This is a genomic window from Ruegeria sp. CJ6 (genome assembly GCF_056536665.1).
In genome coordinates this window covers 92,981-118,389 of the sequence record NZ_JBQFQB010000006.1, presented here as the reverse complement: position 1 = coordinate 118,389, position 25,409 = coordinate 92,981, and the positions used below count along the sequence as shown (strand labels likewise).

At 55.4% G+C, this 25,409-nt stretch carries 24 protein-coding genes; 17 read left to right on the top strand and 7 right to left on the bottom strand.

Annotated features, from left to right (window positions below; genetic code table 11):
• Positions 1-57 precede the first annotated feature (57 nt).
• The 4 genes from ACR0BT_RS17305 to ACR0BT_RS17290 form a co-directional block, all read right to left on the bottom strand.
• Positions 58-447, bottom strand: coding sequence for a VOC family protein (locus ACR0BT_RS17305; protein WP_223117027.1), 390 nt, complete (start codon positions 445-447; stop codon positions 58-60).
• Positions 444-758, bottom strand: coding sequence for an ArsR/SmtB family transcription factor (locus ACR0BT_RS17300; RefSeq protein WP_480763682.1), 315 nt, complete (start codon positions 756-758; stop codon positions 444-446). Before ACR0BT_RS17300 ends, ACR0BT_RS17305 begins: the two co-directional genes overlap by 4 nt.
• Positions 759-1,030: 272 nt before the next feature.
• Entirely contained in the window at positions 1,031-1,405 is a 375-nt protein-coding gene (locus tag ACR0BT_RS17295) for a DUF4345 family protein (protein WP_480763681.1), read from the bottom strand.
• 17 nt (positions 1,406-1,422) lie between these two features.
• On the bottom strand, positions 1,423-2,346 hold the full coding sequence (locus tag ACR0BT_RS17290; RefSeq protein ID WP_480763680.1) for an SDR family NAD(P)-dependent oxidoreductase: 924 nt from the start codon (positions 2,344-2,346) through the stop codon (positions 1,423-1,425).
• A gap of 111 nt (positions 2,347-2,457) precedes the next feature.
• Between ACR0BT_RS17290 and ACR0BT_RS17285 the strand changes: the two genes are divergently transcribed.
• Complete coding sequence (locus ACR0BT_RS17285) at positions 2,458-3,378, top strand: LysR family transcriptional regulator (RefSeq protein WP_480763679.1); 921 nt, start codon at positions 2,458-2,460, stop codon at positions 3,376-3,378.
• Positions 3,379-3,490: 112 nt separating this feature from the next.
• Here the strand turns inward: ACR0BT_RS17285 and ACR0BT_RS17280 are convergent, their stop codons facing one another.
• A complete protein-coding gene (locus tag ACR0BT_RS17280) occupies positions 3,491-3,748 on the bottom strand; it encodes a hypothetical protein (protein WP_170802138.1) in 258 nt (85 codons plus the stop codon).
• A gap of 539 nt (positions 3,749-4,287) precedes the next feature.
• Here ACR0BT_RS17280 and ACR0BT_RS17275 point away from each other — a divergent pair.
• The 11 genes from ACR0BT_RS17275 (at position 4,288) to ACR0BT_RS17225 (ending at position 20,210) form a co-directional block, all read left to right on the top strand.
• Positions 4,288-4,872, top strand: a complete 585-nt coding sequence (locus ACR0BT_RS17275) for an ANTAR domain-containing protein (protein WP_170663637.1) — start codon at positions 4,288-4,290, stop codon at positions 4,870-4,872.
• The gene (locus ACR0BT_RS17270) at positions 4,869-6,038 is read left to right on the top strand and encodes an ABC transporter substrate-binding protein (RefSeq protein WP_170663073.1); all 1,170 of its coding nucleotides are present in this window, start codon (positions 4,869-4,871) and stop codon (positions 6,036-6,038) included. The genes ACR0BT_RS17275 and ACR0BT_RS17270 overlap by 4 nt, the downstream gene beginning before the upstream one ends.
• 271 nt (positions 6,039-6,309) lie before the next feature.
• Positions 6,310-7,674: a CmpA/NrtA family ABC transporter substrate-binding protein gene (locus ACR0BT_RS17265; protein ID WP_170663071.1), complete on the top strand. Its 1,365-nt coding sequence runs from the start codon at positions 6,310-6,312 to the stop codon at positions 7,672-7,674.
• Between the two features lie 73 nt (positions 7,675-7,747).
• The gene (locus ACR0BT_RS17260) at positions 7,748-8,830 is read left to right on the top strand and encodes an ABC transporter permease (protein ID WP_480707245.1); all 1,083 of its coding nucleotides are present in this window, start codon (positions 7,748-7,750) and stop codon (positions 8,828-8,830) included.
• 5 nt (positions 8,831-8,835) lie between these two features.
• On the top strand, positions 8,836-10,515 hold the full coding sequence (locus ACR0BT_RS17255) for an ABC transporter ATP-binding protein (RefSeq protein WP_170663067.1): 1,680 nt from the start codon (positions 8,836-8,838) through the stop codon (positions 10,513-10,515).
• Positions 10,516-10,519: 4 nt separating this feature from the next.
• A complete protein-coding gene (gene nirB / locus ACR0BT_RS17250) occupies positions 10,520-12,955 on the top strand; it encodes a nitrite reductase large subunit NirB (protein ID WP_480763676.1) in 2,436 nt (811 codons plus the stop codon).
• Positions 12,952-13,284 carry a nitrite reductase small subunit NirD gene (gene nirD, locus ACR0BT_RS17245; RefSeq protein WP_170392822.1) on the top strand — a complete coding sequence of 111 codons (333 nt, stop codon included), beginning with the start codon at positions 12,952-12,954 and terminating at the stop codon, positions 13,282-13,284. The genes nirB and nirD overlap by 4 nt, the downstream gene beginning before the upstream one ends.
• On the top strand, positions 13,284-15,944 hold the full coding sequence (locus ACR0BT_RS17240) for a molybdopterin-dependent oxidoreductase (protein ID WP_480763675.1): 2,661 nt from the start codon (positions 13,284-13,286) through the stop codon (positions 15,942-15,944). Before nirD ends, ACR0BT_RS17240 begins: the two co-directional genes overlap by 1 nt.
• A gap of 913 nt (positions 15,945-16,857) precedes the next feature.
• Entirely contained in the window at positions 16,858-17,424 is a 567-nt protein-coding gene (locus tag ACR0BT_RS17235) for a hemerythrin domain-containing protein (RefSeq protein WP_480763674.1), read from the top strand.
• Positions 17,425-17,434: 10 nt separating this feature from the next.
• The gene (locus ACR0BT_RS17230; protein WP_480763673.1) at positions 17,435-18,472 is read left to right on the top strand and encodes a glutathione S-transferase C-terminal domain-containing protein; all 1,038 of its coding nucleotides are present in this window, start codon (positions 17,435-17,437) and stop codon (positions 18,470-18,472) included.
• 370 nt (positions 18,473-18,842) lie between these two features.
• Positions 18,843-20,210, top strand: coding sequence for a dipeptidase (locus tag ACR0BT_RS17225; RefSeq protein WP_480763672.1), 1,368 nt, complete (start codon positions 18,843-18,845; stop codon positions 20,208-20,210).
• Between the two features lie 20 nt (positions 20,211-20,230).
• On the opposite strand, the gene ACR0BT_RS17220 is transcribed toward ACR0BT_RS17225, so the two are convergent.
• Positions 20,231-21,058: a LysR family transcriptional regulator gene (locus ACR0BT_RS17220; protein ID WP_480763671.1), complete on the bottom strand. Its 828-nt coding sequence runs from the start codon at positions 21,056-21,058 to the stop codon at positions 20,231-20,233.
• An 81-nt stretch (positions 21,059-21,139) separates the two neighbouring features.
• Here ACR0BT_RS17220 and ACR0BT_RS17215 point away from each other — a divergent pair, with 81 nt between their 5' ends.
• On the top strand, positions 21,140-22,126 hold the full coding sequence (locus ACR0BT_RS17215; RefSeq protein WP_480763669.1) for an aldo/keto reductase: 987 nt from the start codon (positions 21,140-21,142) through the stop codon (positions 22,124-22,126).
• 108 nt (positions 22,127-22,234) lie between these two features.
• On the opposite strand, the gene ACR0BT_RS17210 is transcribed toward ACR0BT_RS17215, so the two are convergent.
• Positions 22,235-22,798 carry a TetR/AcrR family transcriptional regulator gene (locus tag ACR0BT_RS17210; RefSeq protein ID WP_170567357.1) on the bottom strand — a complete coding sequence of 188 codons (564 nt, stop codon included), beginning with the start codon at positions 22,796-22,798 and terminating at the stop codon, positions 22,235-22,237.
• A 78-nt stretch (positions 22,799-22,876) separates the two neighbouring features.
• Here ACR0BT_RS17210 and ACR0BT_RS17205 point away from each other — a divergent pair, with 78 nt between their 5' ends.
• From ACR0BT_RS17205 to ACR0BT_RS17190, 4 genes are read left to right on the top strand one after another with little or no spacing between them, the layout of a single operon-like run.
• On the top strand, positions 22,877-23,758 hold the full coding sequence (locus ACR0BT_RS17205) for an oxidoreductase (RefSeq protein ID WP_480763668.1): 882 nt from the start codon (positions 22,877-22,879) through the stop codon (positions 23,756-23,758).
• Between the two features lie 21 nt (positions 23,759-23,779).
• Positions 23,780-24,223, top strand: a complete 444-nt coding sequence (locus ACR0BT_RS17200; RefSeq protein ID WP_480763667.1) for a hypothetical protein — start codon at positions 23,780-23,782, stop codon at positions 24,221-24,223.
• A gap of 22 nt (positions 24,224-24,245) precedes the next feature.
• Complete coding sequence (locus ACR0BT_RS17195; RefSeq protein ID WP_480763666.1) at positions 24,246-24,725, top strand: SRPBCC domain-containing protein; 480 nt, start codon at positions 24,246-24,248, stop codon at positions 24,723-24,725.
• A complete protein-coding gene (locus ACR0BT_RS17190; protein WP_480734877.1) occupies positions 24,709-25,389 on the top strand; it encodes an NAD-dependent epimerase/dehydratase family protein in 681 nt (226 codons plus the stop codon). Before ACR0BT_RS17195 ends, ACR0BT_RS17190 begins: the two co-directional genes overlap by 17 nt.
• Positions 25,390-25,409 lie beyond the last annotated feature (20 nt).

Genomic DNA, 25,409 nt, shown 5'->3' with positions numbered 1-25,409 from the left:
ACATCGAAGTCTTGCATAGCCACGTCGTCTAACTGACGGGTTTGCTATTCTTGACGGTCAGACATGCAACTCAACGATCTGAATAAGGTTGCCACAGGTGTCGTCGAACACTGCCATTGTCGCGCCGCCTGCCTTAATTGGGGGTTGCGTAAACTCGACGCCTGCCGCCTCGAGTTTGGCAACCTCAGCTTCAATGTCGTCAACACTGAAGGCCGAAACGGGAATGCCATCAGCCATAAGTGCTTCCTGATAGGCACGGCTCGCCGGATGCACATTCGGCTCAAGGCCTAACTCCACTCCTTCGGCATCCTCTTTAGATACCAATGTCAGCCAACGGTGTTCGCCAATCGGGATATCGTGCTTCACAACAAACCCAAGTTTGTTGGTGTAGAAATCCAGCGCCTTAGACTGATCATCCACAGCAATGCTCTTCATGTACATTTTCATAGTGCGTCTCCTTGTGAATATAGGTCCACCCAGGGATTGATCGCATCCGCGATCGGCGCGGCCACCAGGGTGTGAATTTTTGTGCGCCCTCGCCAAGTCGTGGTGATCAGACCTGCCTGCTCAAGCGTATTCAGATGTCGAGTTATGCCTTGTCTGGAAATTGTGACTGAATGCTCTTCCAACAAACGAGCACAAAGTTCGAAAAGCGTCTGGTCGTGACGCTTTCTCAGCTCTTCAAGGATCAACAACCGCGTGGTGTCGCCAAGGGCGTTGAAAAGAATGCTTAGTTGCGGATCAAACTGAACGCTCATGCCTCATCATGCAACAAAAATGTTGCATGTCAAATCGAACTATCAATTCGAGCAGTTCGCGGTATTCTTTTCTTAGGGCTCGTCGCTGACATTCTTTGTACCCCTCACGAATGACAGGTTTGGAGATCCGGAAGGTCCGGTCCCGTAATATGATCCGGCCGCTATGCGGGACAAAGCGGAAACTGTTCGAATGCTCGCTGGTGCGCATTATGATGGGTTGATTGGACGGCGGCCACTTCACTCTGGCCGCCATCCATCTATTTCGAAGGCGATTAGAAAGAGAGCTGGTAGTAGGCTGACAGCAACACGGCGATAATCACAAGTTCAACGACCAACGGTGGCAGAACTGCCTTGTCAAACCCATCCGCAAGAATTCCCACAATACGTCCGACAGCAACAACCGCCATCAGGATTGCAACAGCCACATATCCCAGTGTCTGCCCAGTGGTCAGACCGATCACCAGCAAAGCCACTGAGGCCAGAAACAGCCCGCCGATCACCGAACGGATCGTGCTGAGTCCAGTGGTGCCGACCGGCTCGATAGCAAAGTTGGCTATCATGCGCCGGGGTGCAAACATTGACATGAGGCCGAGACTAGACAGCATAAGAGTTGCAAGGATGACCAAGATGTTCAGTATGGTTTCCATTTCATTTCTCCTTTGCTTCAGGCGAACTGACGTAGTGCCTGGTTCGCGTTATCCTGAGTGGTGACGTCTGACAGAGCCCCGTCGATGCTAGCTTGATCCACGACTGCTCCGGTGGGATAGCCGGTTTGACTGGCGTAGAAGTGGCCAGTCTTGAATTCCGGGTTCAGCAAACCGTCCAGATACCGTTTTGCCCCAGCCTCAACGCCGTGCATCATCCCGAATATGGGCATCAGAACGCCGCCAATATGTTTGAAGACAATACGTTTTATAAACGGCAGGTCGTCAAAGCCAGCGGTACCTGCGGTACCACCCGGGCTCATTGTGACAAAGCGAATATGGGGGTGCTGACGTGCCATCGCTCCCATCCACAGGGTCGCGGTGAGCTTGGCGTAGCCGTAGGTCTGCATCGGATCGCCCTCGGGGCCGAACTTGCTGCCATCAGCGATTGATTTGAATTCGTCGACTGTTCTATCGGACAAGTCCGGGCGGCGCATACCCATTTTGGGAATGCCGCGTGCGGCTTCGGATCCGGCATACAGAATTGTGGACGTTACCAACTGACGCTCCAATAATGCGTCTACCAACACCACGTGGCCGAGAACATTGGTGGCGAAGATGTTGGTCACGCCATCGCTGGTGAGGCTGTTCGGATGCCGTCCACCCGTACCGCCTGCATTCAGGATTACGGCGTCGATCGGGGTGGAAAGTTCGGCTACAGCGGCGCGAACCGAAGCCAGATCGGTCACGTCCATCAGGACGATTTCAAAGATTTTGCGCCTGGTCTCACGTTCCAACGCTGCTATTGCGGCTTCCGCCTTCGTTGGGTTGCGGCAAGCCAGATAAACTTTGGATATGCCCTTTTGCAGTACAAGCTGTCGGGCCGCCTCGCGGCCCAGTCCGGCATTTGCGCCTGTGATCAATACAGATTGTATTTGGTTCATGGGGTATGGTCCTTGGGTTTGCGATTGATGCGCCCAAGATAGGATGGTCAACAAATGATCTGTAGATAGGTATTTCTGGACACAGTGCTTCAAAAATGAAACACAAGATGTATGTCGATCAAGGAAAGCCATTCCCTGAACTGGGACGATCTGAAGTACTTTCTGGCGGTTGCCCGAACCGGAACTCTTCGGGGGGCGGCTGACAGTATTCAGGTGAACCACACCACGCTGACGCGCAGGATTTCAGTCATGGAAGAACGCGTCGGCAGCCGGTTGTTTGATCGCTCAAAAACCGGCCTCGCCCTGACTCAGCTTGGCGAAGATCTGATGCCTCACGCCGAACGGGTAGAAGCTGAAATGACCGCTGCGTCTCGCGTCATTGTTGGCAGAGATGCGCAACCCTCGGGCACAGTCTACGTTACTCTTCCCCATGGATTGGCAATGACATCGTTGATGGATGATTTTGCCGCCTTCGCAGATTTTTACCCAGACATCATCCTGAGCTTGAACTTCACCAACGACATCCGTGACCTGATGCGACGAGAGGCTGACATCTCCCTGCGTATCGCGGATGAGGTGACGGACGATGTGGTCGGGCGAAAGTTGGTCCAGATGTCTCAAGCAGCCTATTGCACGCGAGACTACGCCGAACGGATCTGCGACAATGGCGGCGAGGGGTTGCATTTCATCGGTTGGCATGAGCCAGAAGAGGCCATTACGGCCAAATGGATCAAAGACAGTTACTATCCGAAAGCCCGGCTCAAGCATCGTGTTTCAGAACTTGTGCCTTTGATCACATTGGCGGCGTCCGGTCTCGGCATGGCCTATCTTGCGTGCAATCTTGGCGACCGCCATCCCGATCTGATCCGTGCGCCCTTCCAAAAGCCAATACCGTACCGAAACATTTGGCTATTGCTGCATCGTGATCTTAGAAACACCACGCGTGTCCGGCTCTTCGTCGAATTTATGTCCGAGCGGGTCAGGTCTAGGCGAAACGAGTTCTGGGTTTCGGGAACCTCAAAGCGGGAGTAGCGGTTATTCTATTCGGAAAAATGGACGGTAAACTGTACTCTTTTGAGACACTAACAGCGGCGTCGTTGAATGGCGGTTACTCGTATTGGGTCAGAAATGCTTGACGTTTGGGTCAGAATTGAATGACGTGATCGACCGCTTTGTTGAGGTTTTGGTTGTCGATTGAGTCCACGATCAGTGAAGTTCCACATTTCCTTGTTGTAAGGCGACACATAGTTCTGCCAGCAGCGACAGAGCCTTGCCATTTTTTCGCGTCGCTTCCTTCATCCAGAACCCAGACCGATTTAGTTGATCCTGACTTCCTTTCGAGAAAACCAGGGCTGATTTGCAGATCAGACGCCGGAGGCGCCTGTTCCTGCTGCTCTGCCATGTGGCGAACGCGCTTGGGGGCGACGCAATGCTATTCGACAATAGTGGTGCGGCCCGCAAGCGCAGCCGAAGACACGGATTTGTCTAATAGGGTTGCCCGAGGGGGAAGGCAGCGTCTTACCCTTGATCGCCAGAGGCGTTTGGCTTGTCCAAATCCCACTAGCCCAAAAACAAGTGCGGCTGAGTTGGCTGTGCCGTTACTTCTGCTCCAGAACACGTTGCTTTTCTGAAGAATCGGCGGAAAGCGGTCATTTGCTGCAGGTGCGGGAACACATTGTTTTAGTTGTCAAAGCGGACCTTCGGTTTTGATCTGCAAATGGAAGTGGAATCTGGTGCCTCAAGCAAACTGGTAGCGCAACTGAAAAACCAAAAAATGATGCGATGTGCTATCACGGATTTCTTTGATGGCATGTAGAAAAACTGTGCAGCTATTCCGCTAAGTGTGAAATCAAGCTGAAAAATTGGGCGAACGGCAGCCTGATGAAGCATTAAATGGCGCTGGAATTGCTACCAATGCGCCTTGGCCTCACTTGTGACCCTATGAACCAACATCTAACTGTCGTTGTAGTCGAGCAGAACCAAGAACGAGCCTTTGCGATTGTAGATGCTCTTAAAGAGGCCGGAGACGTAGACGTTTCTGTAATCGGCAATGTCTCCGGGCTGGCAAGGAAAATTGCTACTCATAGCCCAGATATTGTCCTGATTGATATCGGCAACCCCTCTCGAGATATGTTGGAAGAACTTACCGTTGCTTCGGGCCCATTGGAACGACCCGTGGCTATGTTCGTCTCAGGCGCCGCAGGCGGATTGGCAAAAGCTGCTGTTGAGGCCGGTGTATCGGCCTATGTTGTCGATGGATTGCAAGCTGAGCGAATTAAACCTGTTATCGATACCGCCATCGCTCGGTTTCAGGTGCTGCGCCAGATGCGGACTGAACTTGCAGAAACCCGCCGTGCGCTTGAAGAGCGTAAAGTGATCGACCGCGCAAAAGGTTTGCTGATGAAAGCCAAGGGCATTTCGGAAGATGAAGCCTATGCGCTACTCCGAAAAACCGCGATGAACCAAAACCGCCGCGTCGCCGAGGTGGCCGAAGCCTTGGTCACTGCTTCGGGGTTGTTGTCATGAGAACCGTAACACTGCCCGTCGCGTATATGCCGCTTGTCGACGCGGCCCCGTTGATCGTCGCGCGCGAGATGGGGTTCGACCATGCTGAAGGCATCTCGCTGGACCTGCGTCCGGCGCCATCGTGGTCCTCTCTGCGCGATATGCTGGCCTTTGGGCATGTGGACGCGGCGCATCTACTATCGCCTGTCCCCGTTGCGATGGCCTTGGGCCTCGGTGGTATCGCGACACCGATTTCGGCGGTGTCCGTCCTGTCGATGAATGGTACTGTTATAGGCGTCGGAACTCAATTGGCCGGGCGTTTGTCTGATCAGGGCTACGACTTCGATTTCTGCGATGCTTCGGCGGCCGGGGCTGCTCTGGCACAGGCCGCCGGCGATGTTTTGGTGTTCGGCGTGCCCTTCCCGTTTTCAATGCATGTTGAACTGCTGCGTTATTGGGTGGCGGGAACCGGGCTGAACTCAAAACAGGTCGAAATCCGCACCGTTCCCCCGCCGCTCATGGCGCAGGCACTTGCGGGTGGTGAGATCGATGCCTTCTGCGTGGGCGAGCCTTGGGGTTCATTCGCCGTGGACGACAATGTTGGCGCCTTGCTGCTGCCAGGAAAGGCGATCTGGACCTGTGCGCCTGAAAAAGTGCTGGCGGTCAGAAGTGACTGGGCCGAAACCGAACCGCATTTGCTGGGCAGCCTCATGCGGGCCGTTTGGCACGCGGGACGTTGGCTTTCAAACACGGACAGCACAACAACAGCATCCGAGATGTTGTCGCGCAAAACCTACCTTAACGTCTCACCCGAACTGATCGACCGGGCGCTGATGGGTGAGTTCACTATCTCGGCGCGCGGCGAGCAACGCCATGTGGATGGGTTTGTCGAGTTCTTTGACGGCGCTGCTACTTTTCCTTGGCGCAGCCAAGCGAAGTGGATTGCACATCAACTCGCCGTTCGTAACGGGTTGGACGCGGGTACTGCGGAGCGCCAGGCTGGCAGGGTCTTTCGAAGCGATATGTATCGTCGTGAACTTCAGGGTTTGGGTGATGGGACACCTGGTGCTTCAGAAAAACTGGAAGGCGCGCTTGCCGAGTCGACAACGGTCGCTTCGACCAATGGTGGTTTGATTCTTCCGCAAAATCTGTTTTTCGACCGGCGCATTTTCGAGCCGACTTTATAAGCCTGCACATTTTTTTTGCAGTGCAGCGTAAATTATCGCTGCGATGCAGAGAAATCCGCGCTGAAACGCCGAAAACAGATGACGGCGCGAGCCCTGGTAGGCTTACTTAGCCTATCGGCAGGCAACGGAGCCCACCGACGGAATTCGCCCACAATCCAGGGCACCTTAGAAGAGCAAAGCCGCTCGACCATCCGCCACCTCCTCCCGGCGGACTGTGTCGGCGGCTTTTTTTGTTTGCCCATGGGGTTGGGCTGAACCGAAAGGGATCGAGATGAAAAAGCTTCTTTTAGGCCTCGCCGCGACGACGGCGCTTGTGTCTCCAGCACTGGCCGAATTGGAACTGGAAAAAGACGAGCTGACCTTTGGCTTTATCAAACTGACCGACATGGCGCCGCTGGCTGTCGCCTACGAGAATGGGTACTTTCTGGACGAAGGCCTGTTCGTGACGCTGGAAGCACAAGCAAACTGGAAGGTGCTGTTGGATGGCGTGATTGACGGACAGCTTGACGGCGCACATATGCTGGCTGGACAACCATTGGCCGCAACCATCGGTTATGGGACCGAAGCCCATATCATCACGCCATTCTCAATGGACCTGAACGGCAACGGCATCACTGTCTCCAACGAGATTTGGGAAGAGATGAAGCCGAACATCCCGTTGATGGACGACGGCCGTCCCCAGCATCCGATCAGCGCCGAGGCTCTGGCCCCGGTCGTCGAGAAGTACAAATCAGAAGGCAAGCCATTTAACATGGGCATGGTCTTCCCGGTTTCGACCCATAACTACGAGCTGCGCTATTGGCTGGCCGCCGGTGGTCTGCATCCGGGTTACTACAGCCCTGAAAACGTGACCGGTCAGATTGGTGCGGATGTATTCCTGTCGGTGACCCCTCCACCGCAGATGCCTGCCACGTTGGAGGCCGGCACGATCTATGGCTATTGCGTGGGCGAGCCGTGGAATCAGCAGGCTGTGTTCAAGGGTATCGGCGTACCGGTTATTACCGACTACGAGCTGTGGAAGAACAACCCCGAAAAGGTCTTTGGTCTCAATGCCGAGTTCGCAGAACAGTACCCCAACACCACTCTGGCAGTGACCAAGGCCCTGATACGCGCGGCGATGTGGCTGGACGAGAACGAAAATGCCAACCGCCCTGAAGCCGTCGAGATTCTGAGCCGGGCTGAATATGTGGGCGCGGATTATGAGGTTATCGCCAACTCGATGACCGGCACGTTTGAGTATGAGAAGGGCGACAAGCGTGAAGTCCCCGATTTCAACGTGTTTTTCCGCTACAACGCGACCTATCCGTTCTACTCGGACGCCGTTTGGTACCTGACGCAGATGCGCCGCTGGGGGCAGATTGCCGAGTCCAAGCCCGACAGCTGGTATGACGAGGTCGCCAAGTCCGTCTACAAACCCGAGATCTATTTGGAAGCCGCCCGCTTGCTGGTCGACGAAGGTCTGGCGAATGAAGCCGACTTCCCCTGGGACAGCGATGGTTACAAAGCGCCGACCCCGGCCGAGGATATCATTGACGGCATCGCTTACGACGGACGCACACCCAACGCCTATCTCGAAAGCCTGTCCATAGGCCTGAAGGGCGAGCAGAAGATCATCGGCTCGGACGTGCAAGGCTAATTCCCCTAATCCTGCGCCCGGCCCGCGCCGGGCGCAGCCCCCAAAGTGCCCCGCCATCGCAAGGACACATCAGATGACAACGGTCGATCCCGAATTCAACGCAGACGCTGCCCGAGAGGAACGTCGCGCCCGCCTTTTCACCCGCATCAATGCAGCCGACAAATGGTTCCAGGTTCTGGGTCTCAGCTGGGCGACCCCGGTCCTGAAAGCCGCCGCCGGGGACAATCCCCGCGCTCAGATGACCGAGATATGGCGGTTGCTGATCGTGCCTCTGTTGTCGATCTGCTCCTTCTTGTTGCTGTGGGGAACGCTGGCCCCCAAGGTGCAGACCTCTCTCGGCGCGGTTCCGGGGCCGGCGCAGGTTTGGGAAGAGATGGTCAGCCTGAACCAGGATGCCAAGGCCAAAGCGGCCAAACGCGCGAAGTTCGAGGCCATGGTCGAGAAGCGCAATCAGAAATTCATTGACGCTGGCCAGCCGGAGAAAGTGAAAGAGGTCGCCTTCACGGGTGCTCCGACCTATTACCAGCAAATCTGGACTTCGATCAAAACAGTGTTTTTTGGGTTTCTGATCGCCACCGTCATCGCGGTCCCACTTGGTATCGCGGCCGGCCTGTCTCCGACTGCAAATGCAGCCCTAAACCCGCTAATCCAGATCTTCAAACCGGTCTCGCCTCTGGCCTGGTTGCCGATCGTCACGATGATCGTCTCGGCCGTTTACGTCACCAATGACGGCTGGTTCGCGAAATCCTTCCTGATCTCGGCCATTACCGTGACCCTGTGTTCGCTATGGCCCACATTGATCAATACATCTTTGGGTGTAGCCTCCATCGATAAGGACCTGGTGAATGTCTCCAAAGTCCTGAAAATGAACACCTATACCAAGATCACCAAGCTGGTGCTGCCCTCTGCCCTGCCTCTGATCTTCACCGGCCTGCGCCTGTCACTGGGCGTCGGCTGGATGGTTCTGATTGCGGCGGAAATGCTAGCGCAGAACCCCGGTCTGGGCAAATTTGTCTGGGATGAGTTCCAGAACGGTTCCTCCAGTTCGCTCGCCAAGATCATGGTTGCGGTCTTCACCATCGGTATCATCGGCTTCCTGCTGGACCGGGTGATGTACGCGCTGCAATCCCTGTTTACCTTCACAAACAACCGGTGAGCGCGATGAGCATCCTAAGTTTCAAGAACGCCTCGAAATCCTTCGGTGAAGGCACCGCGCGCACGGATGTGTTGAAAGGCATCGATCTGAACGTGCAAGAGGGTGAGTTTCTGGTGATCCTCGGTTTTTCCGGCACCGGCAAAACCACCCTTATCAATCTAATGGCCGGGCTGGACACCCCAACCGGCGGAGAGGTCACCTTCAAAGGCACTCCGATCAAAGGGCCGGGCCCTGAGCGTGGCGTGATCTTCCAGAACTACTCGCTGATGCCCTGGCTGACGGTCAGTGGCAATGTGGGGTTGGCGGTGGATACGGTATTTCCGGGTCTCAGCAAGACCGAGAAGGCCGAAAAAGTCGCGCATTACGTCAAGATGGTCGGCCTCAGTCACGCCGCGACCCGCCGCCCGGCAGAGCTGTCGGGTGGGATGCGCCAGCGGGTCAATGTGGCGCGTGCGTTGTCGATGAACCCCGAAGTTTTGTTGCTGGATGAGCCTCTGTCGGCGCTCGACGCGCTGACCCGCGCCAATCTGGCCGATGAGATCGAACATATTTGGGAAGCTGACAAGAAAACTTGTGTCCTCATCACCAATGACGTTGATGAGGCGATCATTCTGGCCGACCGTATCATTGCCCTGAACCCGGATGGCACGCTGGGGCAGGAATTCCCTGTCTCAATCCTGCGCCCTCGGGACCGTGGAGCCATGAACAATGACGAGACTTTCAAACGCCTGCGCGCGGACGTCACCAAATACCTGATGGATGTGGGGATCGAGGCCAAGGTCGAAGGCTCGCGTATCCTCCCGGATGTCACCCCAATCCACGGTGTTCCAACGGCGGTGGCCGAGGCGCAAAAGGGGCTGATCGAGAACCGCTTCCTCGACTTCTCGCAGCTTCACAAGGTGTATCCGACGCCCAAAGGCCCGTTGACCGTGGTCGAGGATTTCGACCTGAAGATCGATAAGGGCGAGTTCATCTCGCTGATTGGCCACTCAGGCTGTGGCAAGTCCACGGTTCTTACTATGGCGGCTGGGCTCAATGACATCTCGAAAGGCGCGATCAAGCTGGATGGCCGTCACGTCGAAGGGGCCGATCCCGAACGCGCGGTGGTGTTCCAATCCCCCAACCTGTTCCCATGGTTAACCGCCAAGGAGAACGTCGCGATTGGGGTGGACAAGGTCTATCCAAAGGCCAGCATGGCCGAGCGGCAAGATGTTGTTGAATACTATCTGGAACGCGTCGGTTTGGCTGACGCGATGGACAAATCCGCCTCCGACTTGTCGAACGGCATGAAGCAACGCGTCGGTATCGCCCGCGCCTTTGCCCTGTCCCCCAAGCTGCTGTTGCTGGACGAGCCCTTTGGGATGCTCGACAGCCTGACCCGATGGGAATTACAGGAAGTCCTGATGGAGGTCTGGTCCCGCACCAAGGTCACTGCGATCTGCGTTACCCACGACGTGGATGAGGCGATCTTACTGGCCGATCGCGTGGTGATGATGACCAACGGTCCGCAGGCAACGATCGGCAAGATCACCAAGGTTGAGCTGCCGCGTCCGCGCACGCGCAAAGCGCTGCTGGAGCACCCGGATTACTATGCTTACCGGCAGGAAGTCCTCGATTTCCTCGAAGAATATGAACATGGCGCCAAGCCAAAAACACCCGCCCCCAAGGCGATTGCAGCGGAGTGAAATCATGAAGCAAAGACTTGTTGTCATAGGCGCGGGTATGGCCTCAGGCCGGGTTTTGGAACACCTGACCGAAGCCGCGCCGGATACGTTCGACATCACCCTTTTCAACGCCGAGCCGCGCGGGAACTACAACCGCATCATGCTCAGCCCAGTGCTGTCGGGCGAGAAAACCTATGAAGAGATCGTCACCCATGACGACGCCTGGTATGCCGCGCGGGGCATTGCCTGCCGCTTTGGTGAAAAGGTCGCGAAGATCGACCGCGAGATGAAGGTGGTCGAAGGTCAGAACGGCCACGTTCCCTATGACAAGCTGGTGATTGCGACCGGGTCTAACCCGTTCATGATCCCTCTGCCAGGGCATGATCTGGAGGGCGTGATTGCCTACCGCGATCTGGAAGACACCGAGCAGATGATAGGCATGGGCCCTGACAACAAGGTGGTCGTGATCGGCGGCGGCTTGCTGGGGCTCGAGGCCGCCGCGGGTATGGCTGCCCATGGCGTTGACGTGACGGTGGTGCATATCATGGGTCACCTGATGGAGCGACAGCTGGACGAGGCCGCAGGCTACCTGCTGAAGAAATCGCTGGAAGACAAAGGCATCAGGATTTGCCTGCAGGCGAACTCTAAAGAAATCCTCGGACAGGACGGAAAGGTCCGCGCGCTGCTTCTGGACGACGGGACCGAATTGCCCTGTGATCTGCTTGTCATGGCCGTGGGTATCCGCCCCAACACAGCTCTGGCGCAAGAGGCTGGGCTGGCCACCGGGCGCGGTATCCATGTGGATGACCAGATGCTGACTTCGGATTCGGATGTCTTTGCGGTAGGTGAATGCGTCGAACATGACGGGGCGGTCTTCGGTCTTGTCGCGCCGCTTTACGATCAGGCAAAAGTGGCTGCGCAGGCTTTGTTGGGTGAAGAGGCTGCGTTTGCTCAGAAAACCCTCTCGACCAAGTTGAAGGTCACCGGCTGCGATCTGTTCAGTGCGGGGGATTTTGCGGATGGGCCGGGGCGCGAGGATATCGTGTTCCGCGACCCCTCGCGCGGGGTCTACAAACGGCTTGTGATTGAAGAGGATCGGCTGGTCGGCGCGGTCATGTATGGTGACACCACTGATGGCAGCTGGTTCTTTGGCCTCATCAAAGACGGCACCAGCGTAGAAGAAATGCGCGAGACGCTGATCTTCGGACCCGCATATCAGGGGGGCGACACTGCGGACCCTCTCTCAGCCGTTGCAGCATTGCCGCATGAGGCGGAGATTTGCGGCTGCAACGGCGTATGCAAAGGTGACATCGTCGAGGCGATCAATGCGGGGGCGGGTGATCTGGGCGCGGTGCGCACGACCACAAAGGCTAGCGCATCCTGCGGAACTTGCACAGGATTGGTTGAGCAATTGTTGCAGGTCACTCTGGGCGACGCGTTCCAGATGCCTGCCGCGCAGCCGGTCTGCGGATGCACCGACCTGACTCATGAGGATGTGCGACGCCTGATCAAAGGGCAGGAGTTAAAAAGTCAGGCTGCCGTTTGGCAGGAACTGGGTTGGACGACGCCCAATGGCTGCCATGTCTGTAGGCCCGCGATCAACTACTACCTGCTGGCCGACTGGCCGCTGGAATACCAAGACGACCCACAAAGCCGTTTCGTCAATGAACGCAAACACGCCAACATCCAGAAGGATGGCACGTTCAGCGTTGTACCGCGTATGTGGGGTGGGATCACCACGCCCGACGAACTGCGCGCCATTGCAGATGCGGCGGATAAATACGATGTTCCCACCGTCAAGGTCACGGGCGGTCAGCGGATCGATCTGCTGGGCGTCAAAGGCGAAGATCTGCCCGCCATGTGGTCAGACCTGAACAAAGCCGGGCTGGTCTCTGGCCACGCCTATTCCAAAGGTCTGCGCACGGTCAAAACCTGCGTCGGCACCGATCATTGCCGGTTTGGTACTCAGGACAGCACCGGGCTTGGCATAAAGCTTGAAAGAATCCTGTGGGGGTCGTGGACGCCGCACAAGCTGAAGCTGGCCGTATCTGGCTGCCCTCGAAACTGTGCCGAGGCGACCTGCAAGGACATCGGCGTAGTCTGCGTCGAATCTGGCTATCAGATCAGCATCGGCGGGGCCGCAGGGATGGATGTCAAAGAGACCGAGCTACTCTGTCAGATTCCTACCGAAGAAGAAGCGATCGAGATCGTGATGGCCGTCACGCAGGCCTATCGAGAAGGCGGTAAATATCTGGATCGCCTGTATAAATGGCTGGGTAAGGTGGGCATGGACTGGGTCAAGGTGCAGGTCGTGGACGACCTTGAAAATCGCGCGGCCCTCGTCGCGCGGTTCGAACTGTCGCAAAACATCTACCGCAAAGACCCCTGGGCCGAACATGTCAAAGAAAAAGCGCAAACCTACGCGCCAATTGCAGATTTCACATTGGAGGCCGCAGAATGAGCTGGATCGACATTGGACATATCGACGAAGTTCCCTTGCGTGGGGCGCGTCTGGTCAAGACGCATATCGGCTGCATCGCTGTCTTCCGTACTGCCGAGGTGGAGGTCTATGCCGCGACCAACAGCTGTCCGCACAAGGGCGGTCCTTTGTCTGAGGGTATCGTGCACGGGCAGTCGGTGACCTGTCCTTTGCACAATTGGGTATTTGACCTGAATACGGGCGAGGCGCAGGGCGCGGATGATGGCCGCATCACCATCTATCCCGTGCGCATTGAAGACGACCGTATCCTGTTAGACGACAGCGCAGTTACCCGGCGGAGCGCCGCCTGATGGACGGAAGTGGTCTGCCCGAAGTTCGCTCGACTTGCGCCTATTGCGGGGTCGGCTGCGGTGTGCTTCTGCGGCCCGATGGGGCCGGAGGCTTGACCGTTCGCGGCGATCCGGATCATCCAGCGAATTTTGGGCGTTTGTGCTCGAAAGGATTGGCTTTGGGCGAAACAGTTGGGCTGGAACATCGGTTGCTGGCTCCTCGCGCCTTCGGCCGAGACACAAGCTGGGACAACGCGCTGCAACTGGTCGCAGATCGGTTTTCTGCCGCAATCAAGAACCATGGACCGGACAGCGTAGCATTTTACGTCTCGGGGCAGTTGCTGACAGAGGATTATTACGTCGCCAACAAGCTGATGAAGGGTTTTATGGGGTCGGCCAACATCGACACCAATTCTCGACTGTGTATGGCGTCAACTGTGGCCGGACACAAACGCGCCTTTGGCACAGATACCGTGCCCGGGACTTATGAGGATCTGGATGAGGCTGATTTGGTTGTCTTGGTTGGCTCAAACCTCGCATGGTGCCATCCCGTTCTCTATCAACGCGTCATAGCTGCGCGTCAGGCGCGCGGTACGAAGATTGTGGTTGTCGATCCACGTCGAACTGCAAGCTGCGATCAGGCCGATCTCCATCTGGCGTTGCAACCCGGCAGCGACGTGGCGCTGTTCAATCGTCTGCTGACCAGAATTCACCAATCGGGGCATGTGGCACCGGATTTTCTGGATCGCAGCGTAGGGTACACTGAAGCCCTCGAACTCGCACAGCTTGATGATCCGGATGAGACCGGACTTACCCCAGGTGAAATCGAAGCGTTTTGCGATCTGTGGATTGGAACCGAGCGGGTTGTTACGATTTTCAGTCAAGGCGTAAACCAATCCTCCAGCGGAACAGACAAAGTCAACGCGATCCTGAACTGCCATCTGGCTACGGGGCGCATCGGACGCGCAGGGATGGGCCCGTTCTCGGTTACCGGCCAACCGAACGCCATGGGTGGTCGAGAGGTCGGCGGTCTGGCCAACATGCTTGCGTGTCACCTGGATATCGAAAACGAGGCCCACAGAGCAGCCGTCCGGGACTTTTGGAAAGCGCCCATCCTGCCAGAAAAGCAAGGGCTCAAAGCTGTCGACATGTTTCGCGCCGTTAAAGATGGACAGATCAAAGCACTTTGGATCATCCACACCAATCCAGCGGCCACGATGCCGGACGCAGATCGAGTCAAGGCGGCGATCAAAAACTGCCCATTCACCGTTGTAAGCGACCTGACTGCCCAAACAGACACCGCGCGTCTCGCAGACGTATTGCTTCCAGCAGCAGGATGGGGCGAAAAAAGCGGCACAGCAACCAATTCCGACCGCATGATCAGCAGGCAACGCGCCGTTCTGACCCCTCCGGGACGGGCACGTGCGGATTGGGATATCTTGGCCGAGGTTGGCCGCCGCATGGGTTGGGCCGAGGCCTTCAGCTATGAGTCTGCGGCCCAGATTTTTGGGGAATATGCGAACATGTCCTCGCTTGCCGTCTCATTTGGCAAAGACTTTGAGATTGCTGGCTTTTCGGACATCAACGACGAAGATTATGATGCGATGTGCCCGACACGATGGCCCACGGCATCGCGGAAAACTGACGGTCGTTTCTTCGGAGACGGGCAGTTTTTTCATCCTGACGGCAAGGCACGGTTTGTGCCGGTCACCCATCGAACGCCCAAGGCAGAGCCATCAGAACGCTACCCTTTCCTGTTGAACACAGGGAGAAATCGGGATCAGTGGCACACCATGACCCGATCCGGATTGTCGCCTCGTTTATCGGCCCACCTTGCCGAGCCCTATTTGGAAATGAACCCGAAGGACGTTGATCAAATGGGGCTTGGTCCTGCCGATTTGGTCGAAGTTAGCAGTTCAGTCGGAAGCGGCATATTTCGGCTTCGCATTACGGAATCTATTGCGCGTGGCAATGTGTTTGCGCCCATTCATTGGACCGGAGAAACGGCACCGTCGGCCCGTGTAAACGAGATAATTCCTAGTGTAACTGACCCGATTTCTGGTCAGCCGGAAAGCAAATCAACAGCGGTATCTGTTCGACGTATGAGAGCAGCATGGTACGGTTTCGCCGTTTCAGCCGATGCAGCGTTCCCTGAAGCAGAGTATTCGGCGACAGCCAGAACAACCAACGGCTACAGGATGGAGTTGGCAGGGAACCAGATTATTGAAGACTGGGAAAAGACCGCTCGCGTTTGGTTTAGTTTACCGGATGCAACGGCGACTTCAGTAGAAGATCCCAAACGCGGCTCTTATAGAATTGCGCTGTCAGACGGTCAGCGCATTCTGGCAGTGCTCTTCGTCTCGCGCCGACCTATCACCCTGATGCGAGACTATTTGGCAACTTTGCCTGAGGTAACGCCTCAGCAGATTCTGTCTGGCCAGTCATCTGTTGGTTCTGAGGACTGCGGGCCAATCGTCTGTTCGTGTTTCGAGGTCGGATTAAAAACCCTTATCCGCGCCATTCACGACAAGCGTTTGATCAATATGGACGATATCGGAGACGCCCTTAATGCGGGAACGAACTGCGGTTCATGCCGGCCAGAGTTGGCTGACTTGATCGCCGAGCATTCGAAATTGATCAGCAATAAGCCTAAGAAATGCCCGCATGAACAATTGGGGTAGTCTCAAGGTTCTTGATGCAGGACTGCAGTCTGTTTTGGTTGAGCAGAAATTTTCTTCTCTGACGCCACGCGCAATTGCAATGATACCGATCGACCAACCGCAGTTCAGGGCCGCGCTCGGAAGCGAGGCGACAAATGTCGCTGTTCGTTGAACAGGTTTGACAGATACTCGGTTGTCTGAGACGCTCCCAACACTCGCAAAGGATATTCTGACAATGGACCAGCATACTTTCTGATCCCGCCGCGCGCTGACCTAAATGGCAGAATGCGCACCGAAACACTCCTGCGGAGGACTCTGACAATGGACACACGACGCTAGCCCCTTGTGGGCATTCGTAGTCGTGCATCTGCGCGACTTAACCTTCTTTTTGTCATGAGGTGCAATATGCCCTTTAAGCCACCAAAAATCGCCCTTGTGCGAACCCTTCCTGCTGCGGAGGACACATCGAAATCTGCGAATCGTGTGAAGACCAAAGCCAAACCGCCGCGTGACCTGCGCATGAAAATGCCACGACGAACGGCCAAGAGGATGAACATGCCCGGGAAAGCGGGCGGTCGTTAGAAGCTGGTGCGGGGTGCGTTTTTTTTGCCCCGCACTTCTAATCTGAATGGCCAACGGAGAAGCGCGCACTAGAGCGTGCATTACAACCCAGTGTTTGAATTGAAGGTCGGTGCGGAACGGTTCGCGCGAAACTCTGGTATAACCGCTCAATTTATGCAGGTCTACGCTGGCGTTTGCGGCCAAGACAGCCTGTCTGACTTCACGCAACGTGACATCACCAACTTAAATACGCGATCGCTGATCAAGGCGGCATGCACTTTGCAGGGGTTCGCTGACGCATAGTCACTGTGCGTTTTGCGCTACTGGTGGGACTAATCCGAATTCCCACCTATGTCACGAAAGGAGACGACCGATGCTCGATACATTCACTATCCGCCAAGACGATATGCCGAAAGAGATGCGGTTTCTCTTGGAAAAATACCCGCGCGACAGCTGGGATGCGCACCCTGGGTTCAAAGAAAAAACCAAGCATTGGCTCGGCGCACACCTGATGTTCCACCACTTGGCGGAACGTATTCGATTGGACACGGAAAATGTGTTGAACAACGATTTGGGGTTGGACGATTATGCTGGGCGGCTGTCCCACTATGGCGGCAACCTGGTCGGGAGCCTGCATGGTCATCACGGCTGGGAAGATCATAGCTATTTCCCTGAATTGTGGACTGCAGACCCGCGAGTTGATGCGGGGCTCGAGCTTCTGGAACAGGATCACGCCGATCTGAACAAGGTGTTGGATGATTTCACCCGTACAGCGAACCGTGTGATCAAACTGTCTGCTCTGGATGAGGCCCAAGCCTATGATGAGACCGGGCAGCTCCATGCGACAAGCAAAGCGATCAAAGCGTTTCTGGAACGCCACTTGAGTGATGAAGAAGAATTGGCCGTACCAATTATCTTGCATCACAGACTCAGAGGATGATGCTGACGTCATGACCGACACATCTACCGAAGAAGACCAGACTTCCATCACTGAGCGCCGCGCACGAGGTGAATTTGTGCGCGGCGTCAGCGGCTTTCGCCACGCCGTTGGCGATCCGGATTTTCCTGCAGAACCCAACCGATATCACCTGTTTGTCGCGCTGAATTGCCCGTGGTGTCATCGCGTGACCTTGGCGCGCATTGTTCTGGGGTTGCAGGACGGCGTCACGATGGATGTGGCATTTCCCAACCGCACTGGCAAAAACGATCCAGAAGGACCGAACCTGTGGGAGTTCGCACCCAACCGCATTGCTTCGCTCACAAGCGAGACCTTGCCAGAGTGCACCGGAGAGACCGGAACTGGCAGAGGACTGCGCCTTGCCAAAGATATTTACCGTGCCGAAGGCTCCGAAGAGCAATCCCTGCCGATCCTTTATGATAAGAAATCAGGCCAAATCGTGAGCAACGAAAGCGCCGAAATTATCCGCATGTTGGATGCCTCTGCAGAGTCCCTTGGCGGCACCATCCCAGCAAAGAGGCGCGTGAGGCTTTACCCGGACGACGAAGCACTGCGCCAACACATCCATAACTTGAATGACTTGATCTACACTGCGATCAACAACGGCGCCTACAAGGCCGGATTTTCGTCCGATCAAACGATCTATACGGCAGCATTTGACGCCTATTTCGAGGCACTTGAACAATTGGAGCAGCTCCTTTCTGATGGCAGGCCTTTTTTAACCGGCATTCACTTCACAGAGGCCGATCTGCGCCTGTTCCCTACGCTTTATCGCCATGATCCCGTCTACTATGTGCGGATGAAGCTTAACGGAGCGCGGATATTGGACTACCCATACTTATGGCGTTGGCTATGCCGTGTGTATGCACTGCCTGGCGTTGCAAACTCCGGATCCCTTGTGCATTGCCGCCAGGGATATTTCGGGCGCAGTTGGAATGGCGTTGTTCCCCGAGGGCCATCTAAACCAATGTCTTACCCTGAGGCCTATCTACGCCCTGATCTCGCAGTGCTGAAGGCATCGTCAGTTTAGTTTTTCATAATCTCGACCTTGAAACTGACATTGCTGCAAATGCAGCAGACTTGTTTTGCAAACGCAGACGAAGCGCGACCGTCTTCAAATGTTACTATTTTAGGGTCAGGATGCCTTGATTTTCGCTTGCTGTATGGTTCACGGCTCCTAAAGCGGTGCGGTGACATAAGAGACCTCTATCAGCTAACCGACGAGTAGATGGCGAAGCTCGCCCCCTTCTCTACTAAGTCGCACGGCAAGCCTCGGGTTGATGTCAAACGGGTGTTGAGCAAGAGCGCTGGCTATGATCCTGACCCCAATTTATCTTCCGCAGGCTTGCGGGCTACGGCCAGTTTCGTAAGTTGAGCGCCAGCATCAGAGAGGGTATGGAATGAGCTGGACCGAATATCTCGACACACACCAATCGCGCTTTGTTGAAGAGCTGTGCGACTTCATTCGTATTCCATCGGTATCAGCCAAACCCGAAAACGCGGGCGATGTTCGAAAGGCCGGGCAGTGGGTGGTTGATCGGTTGGTTATGGCGGGAATGGAAAACGTTCAGATGATGGAGACAGCAGGTCATCCGGTGGTCTGTGCCGATTGGCTGCATGCCGGGCCGGATGCGCCTACAATCCTGATCTATGGCCATTTTGACGTGCAACCAGCCGAACCATTTGAGCTCTGGTCCTCGCCTCCGTTCGAGCCGACGATCCGCGGCGATCGGATTTACGGGCGTGGGGCGACCGACGACAAGGGTGCAATGTTAATACCGATCCTCGCGGCTGAGGCATTGCTGGCAAAGACTGGGAAGCTGCCTGTGAACGTGCGGTTTTTCTTTGAGGGCCAAGAAGAGATCGGATCGCCCGACCTTCCGCCCTTTATCGAGGCGAATCTCGACAGACTTCAGGCCGATATGATCTTTTCAGCCGATGGAAGTCAGTGGGATACCGAGACGCCGCAACTGGTTCTGGGTCTGAAAGGGCTCACCTCACTTGAGATCTCGGTTCAGGGCGCGAAATCCGATCTGCATTCTGGCATGCATGGCGGCGGCGTCGCAAATCCCGCGATGGCGCTTGCCCAGTTGCTGGCCAGTATGAAATCGACCAATGGTCGGATCACGGTGAATGGCTTCTACGATGATGTCATCGAGCTGACCGATGAAGATCGCACGGCAATTGCGCGGGTGCCTTGGGATGAAGCGGCCTATCTTGCCCAGACTGGAGCACCAGAGACCTTGGGCGAGCCAGGATATTCCACACGTGAAAATCTGTGGGCACGTCCGACGCTTGAGGTCAACGGGTTGACCAGTGGTTGGCAAGGGCAAGGCACAAAGACCGTTTTGCCCGCGGTTGCTTCGGCCAAGATCACGTGTCGCTTGGTGGCCAATCAGAATCCCGAAAAGATCTTTGATCTGATCTCGGCCCATGTTGAGGCTCATTGCCCGCCGGGTGTCACTGCTGAGGTATCGCGCAACCCCGGGCGCGCGGATCCGTTTCTTGTACCGGCCGGCCACAACGCAACTGCCATCGCGGGACAGGTTCTCGAAGAGGTTTATGGCAAACCCGCTTACAAAACCCGCGTTGGCGGATCGATCCCGGTGATGTCGACCTTACTGGACGAGCTGGGTCTGCATGCCGTCATGTTTGCCTTTGGACATGAGGATGAAAACCAACACGCCCCGGACGAGTTCTTCCGTCTGCCAACCTTCAGACGTGGCCAAACGGCTTACGCCCGGTTGATGGAACGGTTAGGCGAATAGTGCTAACAGCCAACATCGGTTCAACCGTTTTCACAAGCTTCCGACATCACTGCATGAGCGCGATCTATGACATGCCGCACCTCAGCAAGAAACCGATCTTCATGATGCGTGACGAGCCATTGATCATGTTCCAGATCGTCAATCAAAGGTGACACTGGTATCAGGCCCGGCTGCGTGTTTCCAATGAAAGTTGGCAGAACCGCTCGGGCAAGACCTGCATTTGCAAGCTCAAGCGCATTTTGTGGCGCCGTAACTTCGATGGCGTCGTCCTCTTGCGAATGCTCTCTCACCCATCTGGCCGAGGGTGTTTTGGACATCACGCGAACCCAGGTCGAAATGCTTTCATCCGCAGCATAGACTCCAAACCGAACTCGCCCGATCTTGCGACCGGCCAAGCCTATCTCTTCTGGCCGGTGGTTTCGAATACCAATCGCGGCTTCCCTGTGCCCGATGTTCAGTAGGTCTTCTGACGAGATGAAACGCAGCCGAACTGACATTGATCCCGTAAGTCTTCCGACAGCGCTGATCAAAATCCTTGTCACCCAGGTCCCGGCCGAAATTTTAACCAACGGTGGTGAGGTGGCAAGGCCGCTTTCCGTGACAGGTAGGACACGCGCTTCGATGCTTTCGACTTTTTTCAACAGCGCTTGTCCGTCCTCAGTCAGATCATACCCACGCGGTTTACGGTGAAACAACTCAGTTCCCAGATTGCGTTCCAACTCGATCATGCGCCGACCCAGTGTGGGTGCGCTCTTGCCGGTCTGTTCAGTTGCTGGCCCAAGCCCGCCCGCTCTGGCAACCGCAAGAAAAAGCCGCAGGTTGTCCCAGTCAAAGTAACTTTCATACATGAAATGAAACTTACATTTTGTACTGTTGATGAAAAGACTGTGATGGCGTTTCTTCTGAAGGATCAGTCAGGAGACTCACACATGAACTTTCTCGAAACCGAAATCTCACCCCTTGGCATGGGGTGCTGGCCGATTGGCGGCAAAATGTATTGTGGCGAGCAGTCGTTGGGTTACACCCGATCGGACGACGGTGTCTCCATTCGTACAATCCACGCCGCATTGGATGGTGGAATCACACTTTTTGACACCGCTGCCGCCTATGGCGCGGGGCATTCGGAACGTTTGTTAGGCAAAGCGCTCAAGCATCGACCCGACACCCTGATTGTCACAAAGATTGGGGTTGGGATCGATGAAGCGAGCAGGCAGATTTCATTTGACCCCTTCACCCCAGCTCAGGTTGGCCCTGCACTAGATGGGTGTCTGTCGCGGCTGGAACGGGATCGGATTGATCTCTTGCTGTTGCATGTGAACGATATGCCAATAGACCAGGCCGAGGCCGTGTTTGACGAACTGGACCGTTTAAAAGAGGCCGGGAAGTTGCGCGCCTATGGTTGGAGCACTGACTATTCCCAAAACGCCAGGGCGGCCTCGACCAGGGATGGCTTCAAGGCGGTCGAATACGTGATGAACGTCTTTTTCGATGCGCCTCGCATGCAACAGGTTGTCCAAGAGGAAGGACTGTTGTCCCTTATCCGCTCACCACTTGCGATGGGGCTGCTTTCAGGGAAGTACCATCAGAATACCGTTATCGCATCGGATGATGTGCGCGCATCCGGCGAAAGCTGGATGGAGTACTATACGGATGGCAGGGCAAATCCAGATTTCATGCGACAACTCGATGCGGTTCGCGATTTACTGACCACAAATGGCCGAACGCTTGTGCAGGGGGCTCTTGGGTGGATTTGGGGCCAATCTGAAACATATATACCGATTCCAGGCGCTCGGACAGAAGAACAAATTGAGGGTATTTCAGCGGCATTGACCTTCGGTGCCTTGCCGGTTGCAGCAATAAACGAAATAGAAAGCTTGATAACGCGTAACCCCCACGCCCCAGACCGCCCTAGGTAGCTTTCAGAACTGTATCGATACTGTGCGCTTGCCGCCAATGTCGGCAACGCGGGCTGCCAACGCAGCATTTCAATTTTCTGTTCAAGGTCTGCTATGGGCCTAACCCGTCTAAACGCTGCTGGTGACTTTCAACGCCGACATTCGCAAAGCGGACAGCAATCCGATCAAGTGTTTCTTGTTCTTTGCGCTGTACTTGGCCGCTGTTGAAGAGCGCTGGATAAAATCCGCGTACTGATCAACAGTCAGGTCACAGCTTTCAATCGCACTCGAATACGGCTCCAGGACACGCGCGATGATCTCGGTGTTTCGCTTTGCGCCGGCCTCCAGCTCATTCTGACTTGTCGAAGTTACGCCAGCGATGATGTCCTCGGCATTGGGCGAAGACTGCAAGAAATCATAGTGCTCAATGACGGCATATTTGAAGACGATATCAAGTTGTGCTCCAAGTCCGTCAGCTTTTTTAAGACCGGCCTCGATATCCAGAACGACTCTGTCTGCCAGCGACCGGATCGTAGCCTGCAGCACCTCATCCTTGTTTGCGAATGCTTTGTATAGTGTTTGCCGCGAGATGCCCGCTTCATGGGCGATGTCGTTCATGCCTGTTCGCTTCACGCCGTAGCGAAGAAAAAGCTGCTTCGCGGCTTCGAGGATATAGTCGTAGCGATCTTCCATGATTTACATATTGACAAATGAGCACTTAGTGTCAACATTGACAATCACTCACAATATGTCAATTTGTCAGGATGCGAGATGTCTAAACAATCTGGAAAAGTCGCGATCGTCACCGGTGCAAACAATGGAATCGGGTTTGAAACGACAGTCGGTATGGCTGAAGCAGGTTTTCACGTCGTCATGGCGTGCCGCAGCCTTGAAAAGGCCGCAGCCGCCAAAGCAAACGTTCTCGCGCGAATTCCTTCCGCATCACTCGACATTCTCGTGCTGGACCTAAGCGATTTGACTTCTGTTCGTGCGTTCGCTGAGGCTTTTCGAGCTCGGTACTCCAAGCTGAATGTGCTGATAAACAACGCGGGTATCCTGCTGTATTCCGCTCAAACAAATGGTGCTGGTGTAGAGCTGCAGTTTGCAACCAACCACCTGGGACACTTTCTGCTGACCGCACTTCTTATCGACATGATCCCTGACAACCCTGCATCGCGGATCGTCTCACTCTCCAGTATCGCCCACAAGAATGCGAACGGTCACTTTGACGATCTGACATGCGGCCAGGACGGTGGTGTCGCTTACGATCAATCAAAGCTCGCCTGCCTTCTGTTCGGCGACGAACTGGACCGTCAACTCAAGGCTTCGGGCAAGTTGCTGAAGTCGCTAACTGTGCATCCGGGCGGGTCGGATTCCGGTCTGTTCAACGATTTGGACGAAGAAACGCGCGCTAACATGAAGGCACAAGTCGAACAACTTCTGCACTCCAATGAAGACGCTGCGAGGCCATCTCTGTTCGCCGCTTTGTCTGATCAGGTCAAAGGCGGCGAGTACTACGGCCCTACAGGCCCCGAAGAAATGAGTGGCAAGACCGGGATCGCGATCCGCAATCCAATTTGCGAAGACTACGGTTTGACCGAACGTTTGTGGCGTCTCTCGGAAGAGATGACCGACCAGACATTCACGATCTGAGGGACGGGGATGAACAGGTTCATGCAGCGACTCTCGCGGGGGTTCGAGTATCTGATCGTGCTCGCCTCAGCTATCATGTTGGGCTGGGGACTTCTCGGGTTTCTTGAATACTTCACCGGGCTGGCGCCGCTTATGCCTTTGCAAAACTCGACCTTTCCGCCGGGCATGCAGTCTCTCCATTGGATATTGATCACCGCTTCGGGTGCCACCTATCTGGCCGGATACGTCCTGCGCTGGAGCGTCACTCCGATTGCCATGCTGGTCATGTTCACCGCGCTTGCCACGATGTGTGCTGTGCAAACCTTAGACATGTTGGAAAATCCGGATCGCTACCGGAACTTCGCCCAGGAATGTGTCAATTACATCATCATCTCGATCTACTTTTTTCGATCCAAGCGCATGCGGGATCGTTTTGGGCAGATCACAATTCAGGGCGGGGATCGCGTATCACCACAGAACGCCTGAGACCTTCAAAGGAAGGATTGTCATGGAAACCGGATCATCGGAAAAAGTGAGCCTCTCACATTACAAAATCCACACCGATATTGTGATCGATGCGCCGCCGGACGTGGTCTGGTCGGCGTTGACCGACACGCCAAACTACAAGGACTGGGCGGCGTTCCTTGTGGGCATCCACGGAGAGATCAAGGATGGATCGACAATCACCGTCGACTTTCAGCTTGATTCATCAAAAGAGAAGTTGACCACGCTGGATCACGCAATCTCGGTCGTGGACGGGGCAGAGTTCTATTGGGCGGAGAAAGGACCGGGCGGTATTCGCGATAACCATCACTTTTGTGTCGAGCCGCTGGAGAGTGGCAAAACTCGCTTCATACAATCCGATGAAATCATAGGAGGCATCACGTTCCTGATGGGAGGGCGTTTGGCAAAAATGTATGTGGAAGGTTACCAAGCTTTCAATCGCGGCTTGAAAGCAGAGGCAGAGCGCCGTGCTCAATCCGCCTGACAAGACAATACGACCACTTGGGCGCGTCCTGCTGACGGGTGCGACGGGAATGGTGGGTTCCTCGGTACTTGCGGCATTGCTGAACGAAAAAACTGCGCGCGAAATAGTGTCACTTGGGCGCAGGCCGTGCCATATAGATCACCAAAAGCTGAACGATGTGAGCTTTGCAGCATTCGGCGATACCCAAGCCATCGAAACCTATCTTGATGGCATCGACACCGTCTTCCATTGCCTTGCCACTTATTCCGCGCGCGTCAGTCGAACAGAATACGAGGAAATCACAGTAGAATGGATGTGCGCTTTGCTGGCGGCTTGCGAGAGGTCTGCGCCCCGCGCGACGTTCTGCTTGTTTTCCGCACAAGGTGCTCGGCCAGATGGCGGCGGTATGTCCTTTGCATTGAAGATTAAGGGCGAAGCGGAGAGCAAACTGTTTGCATCTGACCTCGAACGGAGGTTCGCCTTTCGTCCAGGCTATATTGCGCCGTCAGGCCCGAGAAACACATGGAAGTTGGCTGACTACCTTTTCAAACCGCTCCAAAGGCTGATGCCGTCCATCGGTGTAACTTCCGATGAATTGGCTCATGCCATGCTTCAAACTGCGATGCACGATCCTCGTCGTACTGCTGTTCTTGAAAACGGTGAGATGCGTACGTTGCTCGGATGAGGCTGCGGTTGCGCCTCGAG

Excerpts from the sequence above, each read along its gene's own strand:
- ACR0BT_RS17305 (WP_223117027.1), bottom strand. The coding sequence starts at position 447 with ATGAAAATGTACATGAAGAGCATTGCTGTGGATGATCAGTCTAAGGCG.
- ACR0BT_RS17300 (WP_480763682.1), bottom strand. The coding sequence starts at position 758 with ATGAGCGTTCAGTTTGATCCGCAACTAAGCATTCTTTTCAACGCCCTT.
- ACR0BT_RS17295 (WP_480763681.1), bottom strand. The coding sequence starts at position 1,405 with ATGGAAACCATACTGAACATCTTGGTCATCCTTGCAACTCTTATGCTG.
- ACR0BT_RS17290 (WP_480763680.1), bottom strand. The coding sequence starts at position 2,346 with ATGAACCAAATACAATCTGTATTGATCACAGGCGCAAATGCCGGACTG.
- ACR0BT_RS17285 (WP_480763679.1), top strand. The coding sequence starts at position 2,458 with ATGTCGATCAAGGAAAGCCATTCCCTGAACTGGGACGATCTGAAGTAC.
- ACR0BT_RS17280 (WP_170802138.1), bottom strand. The coding sequence starts at position 3,748 with ATGGCAGAGCAGCAGGAACAGGCGCCTCCGGCGTCTGATCTGCAAATC.
- ACR0BT_RS17275 (WP_170663637.1), top strand. The coding sequence starts at position 4,288 with ATGAACCAACATCTAACTGTCGTTGTAGTCGAGCAGAACCAAGAACGA.
- ACR0BT_RS17270 (WP_170663073.1), top strand. The coding sequence starts at position 4,869 with ATGAGAACCGTAACACTGCCCGTCGCGTATATGCCGCTTGTCGACGCG.
- ACR0BT_RS17265 (WP_170663071.1), top strand. The coding sequence starts at position 6,310 with ATGAAAAAGCTTCTTTTAGGCCTCGCCGCGACGACGGCGCTTGTGTCT.
- ACR0BT_RS17260 (WP_480707245.1), top strand. The coding sequence starts at position 7,748 with ATGACAACGGTCGATCCCGAATTCAACGCAGACGCTGCCCGAGAGGAA.
- ACR0BT_RS17255 (WP_170663067.1), top strand. The coding sequence starts at position 8,836 with ATGAGCATCCTAAGTTTCAAGAACGCCTCGAAATCCTTCGGTGAAGGC.
- nirB (WP_480763676.1), top strand. The coding sequence starts at position 10,520 with ATGAAGCAAAGACTTGTTGTCATAGGCGCGGGTATGGCCTCAGGCCGG.
- nirD (WP_170392822.1), top strand. The coding sequence starts at position 12,952 with ATGAGCTGGATCGACATTGGACATATCGACGAAGTTCCCTTGCGTGGG.
- ACR0BT_RS17240 (WP_480763675.1), top strand. The coding sequence starts at position 13,284 with ATGGACGGAAGTGGTCTGCCCGAAGTTCGCTCGACTTGCGCCTATTGC.
- ACR0BT_RS17235 (WP_480763674.1), top strand. The coding sequence starts at position 16,858 with ATGCTCGATACATTCACTATCCGCCAAGACGATATGCCGAAAGAGATG.
- ACR0BT_RS17230 (WP_480763673.1), top strand. The coding sequence starts at position 17,435 with ATGACCGACACATCTACCGAAGAAGACCAGACTTCCATCACTGAGCGC.
- ACR0BT_RS17225 (WP_480763672.1), top strand. The coding sequence starts at position 18,843 with ATGAGCTGGACCGAATATCTCGACACACACCAATCGCGCTTTGTTGAA.
- ACR0BT_RS17220 (WP_480763671.1), bottom strand. The coding sequence starts at position 21,058 with ATGTATGAAAGTTACTTTGACTGGGACAACCTGCGGCTTTTTCTTGCG.
- ACR0BT_RS17215 (WP_480763669.1), top strand. The coding sequence starts at position 21,140 with ATGAACTTTCTCGAAACCGAAATCTCACCCCTTGGCATGGGGTGCTGG.
- ACR0BT_RS17210 (WP_170567357.1), bottom strand. The coding sequence starts at position 22,798 with ATGGAAGATCGCTACGACTATATCCTCGAAGCCGCGAAGCAGCTTTTT.
- ACR0BT_RS17205 (WP_480763668.1), top strand. The coding sequence starts at position 22,877 with ATGTCTAAACAATCTGGAAAAGTCGCGATCGTCACCGGTGCAAACAAT.
- ACR0BT_RS17200 (WP_480763667.1), top strand. The coding sequence starts at position 23,780 with ATGCAGCGACTCTCGCGGGGGTTCGAGTATCTGATCGTGCTCGCCTCA.
- ACR0BT_RS17195 (WP_480763666.1), top strand. The coding sequence starts at position 24,246 with ATGGAAACCGGATCATCGGAAAAAGTGAGCCTCTCACATTACAAAATC.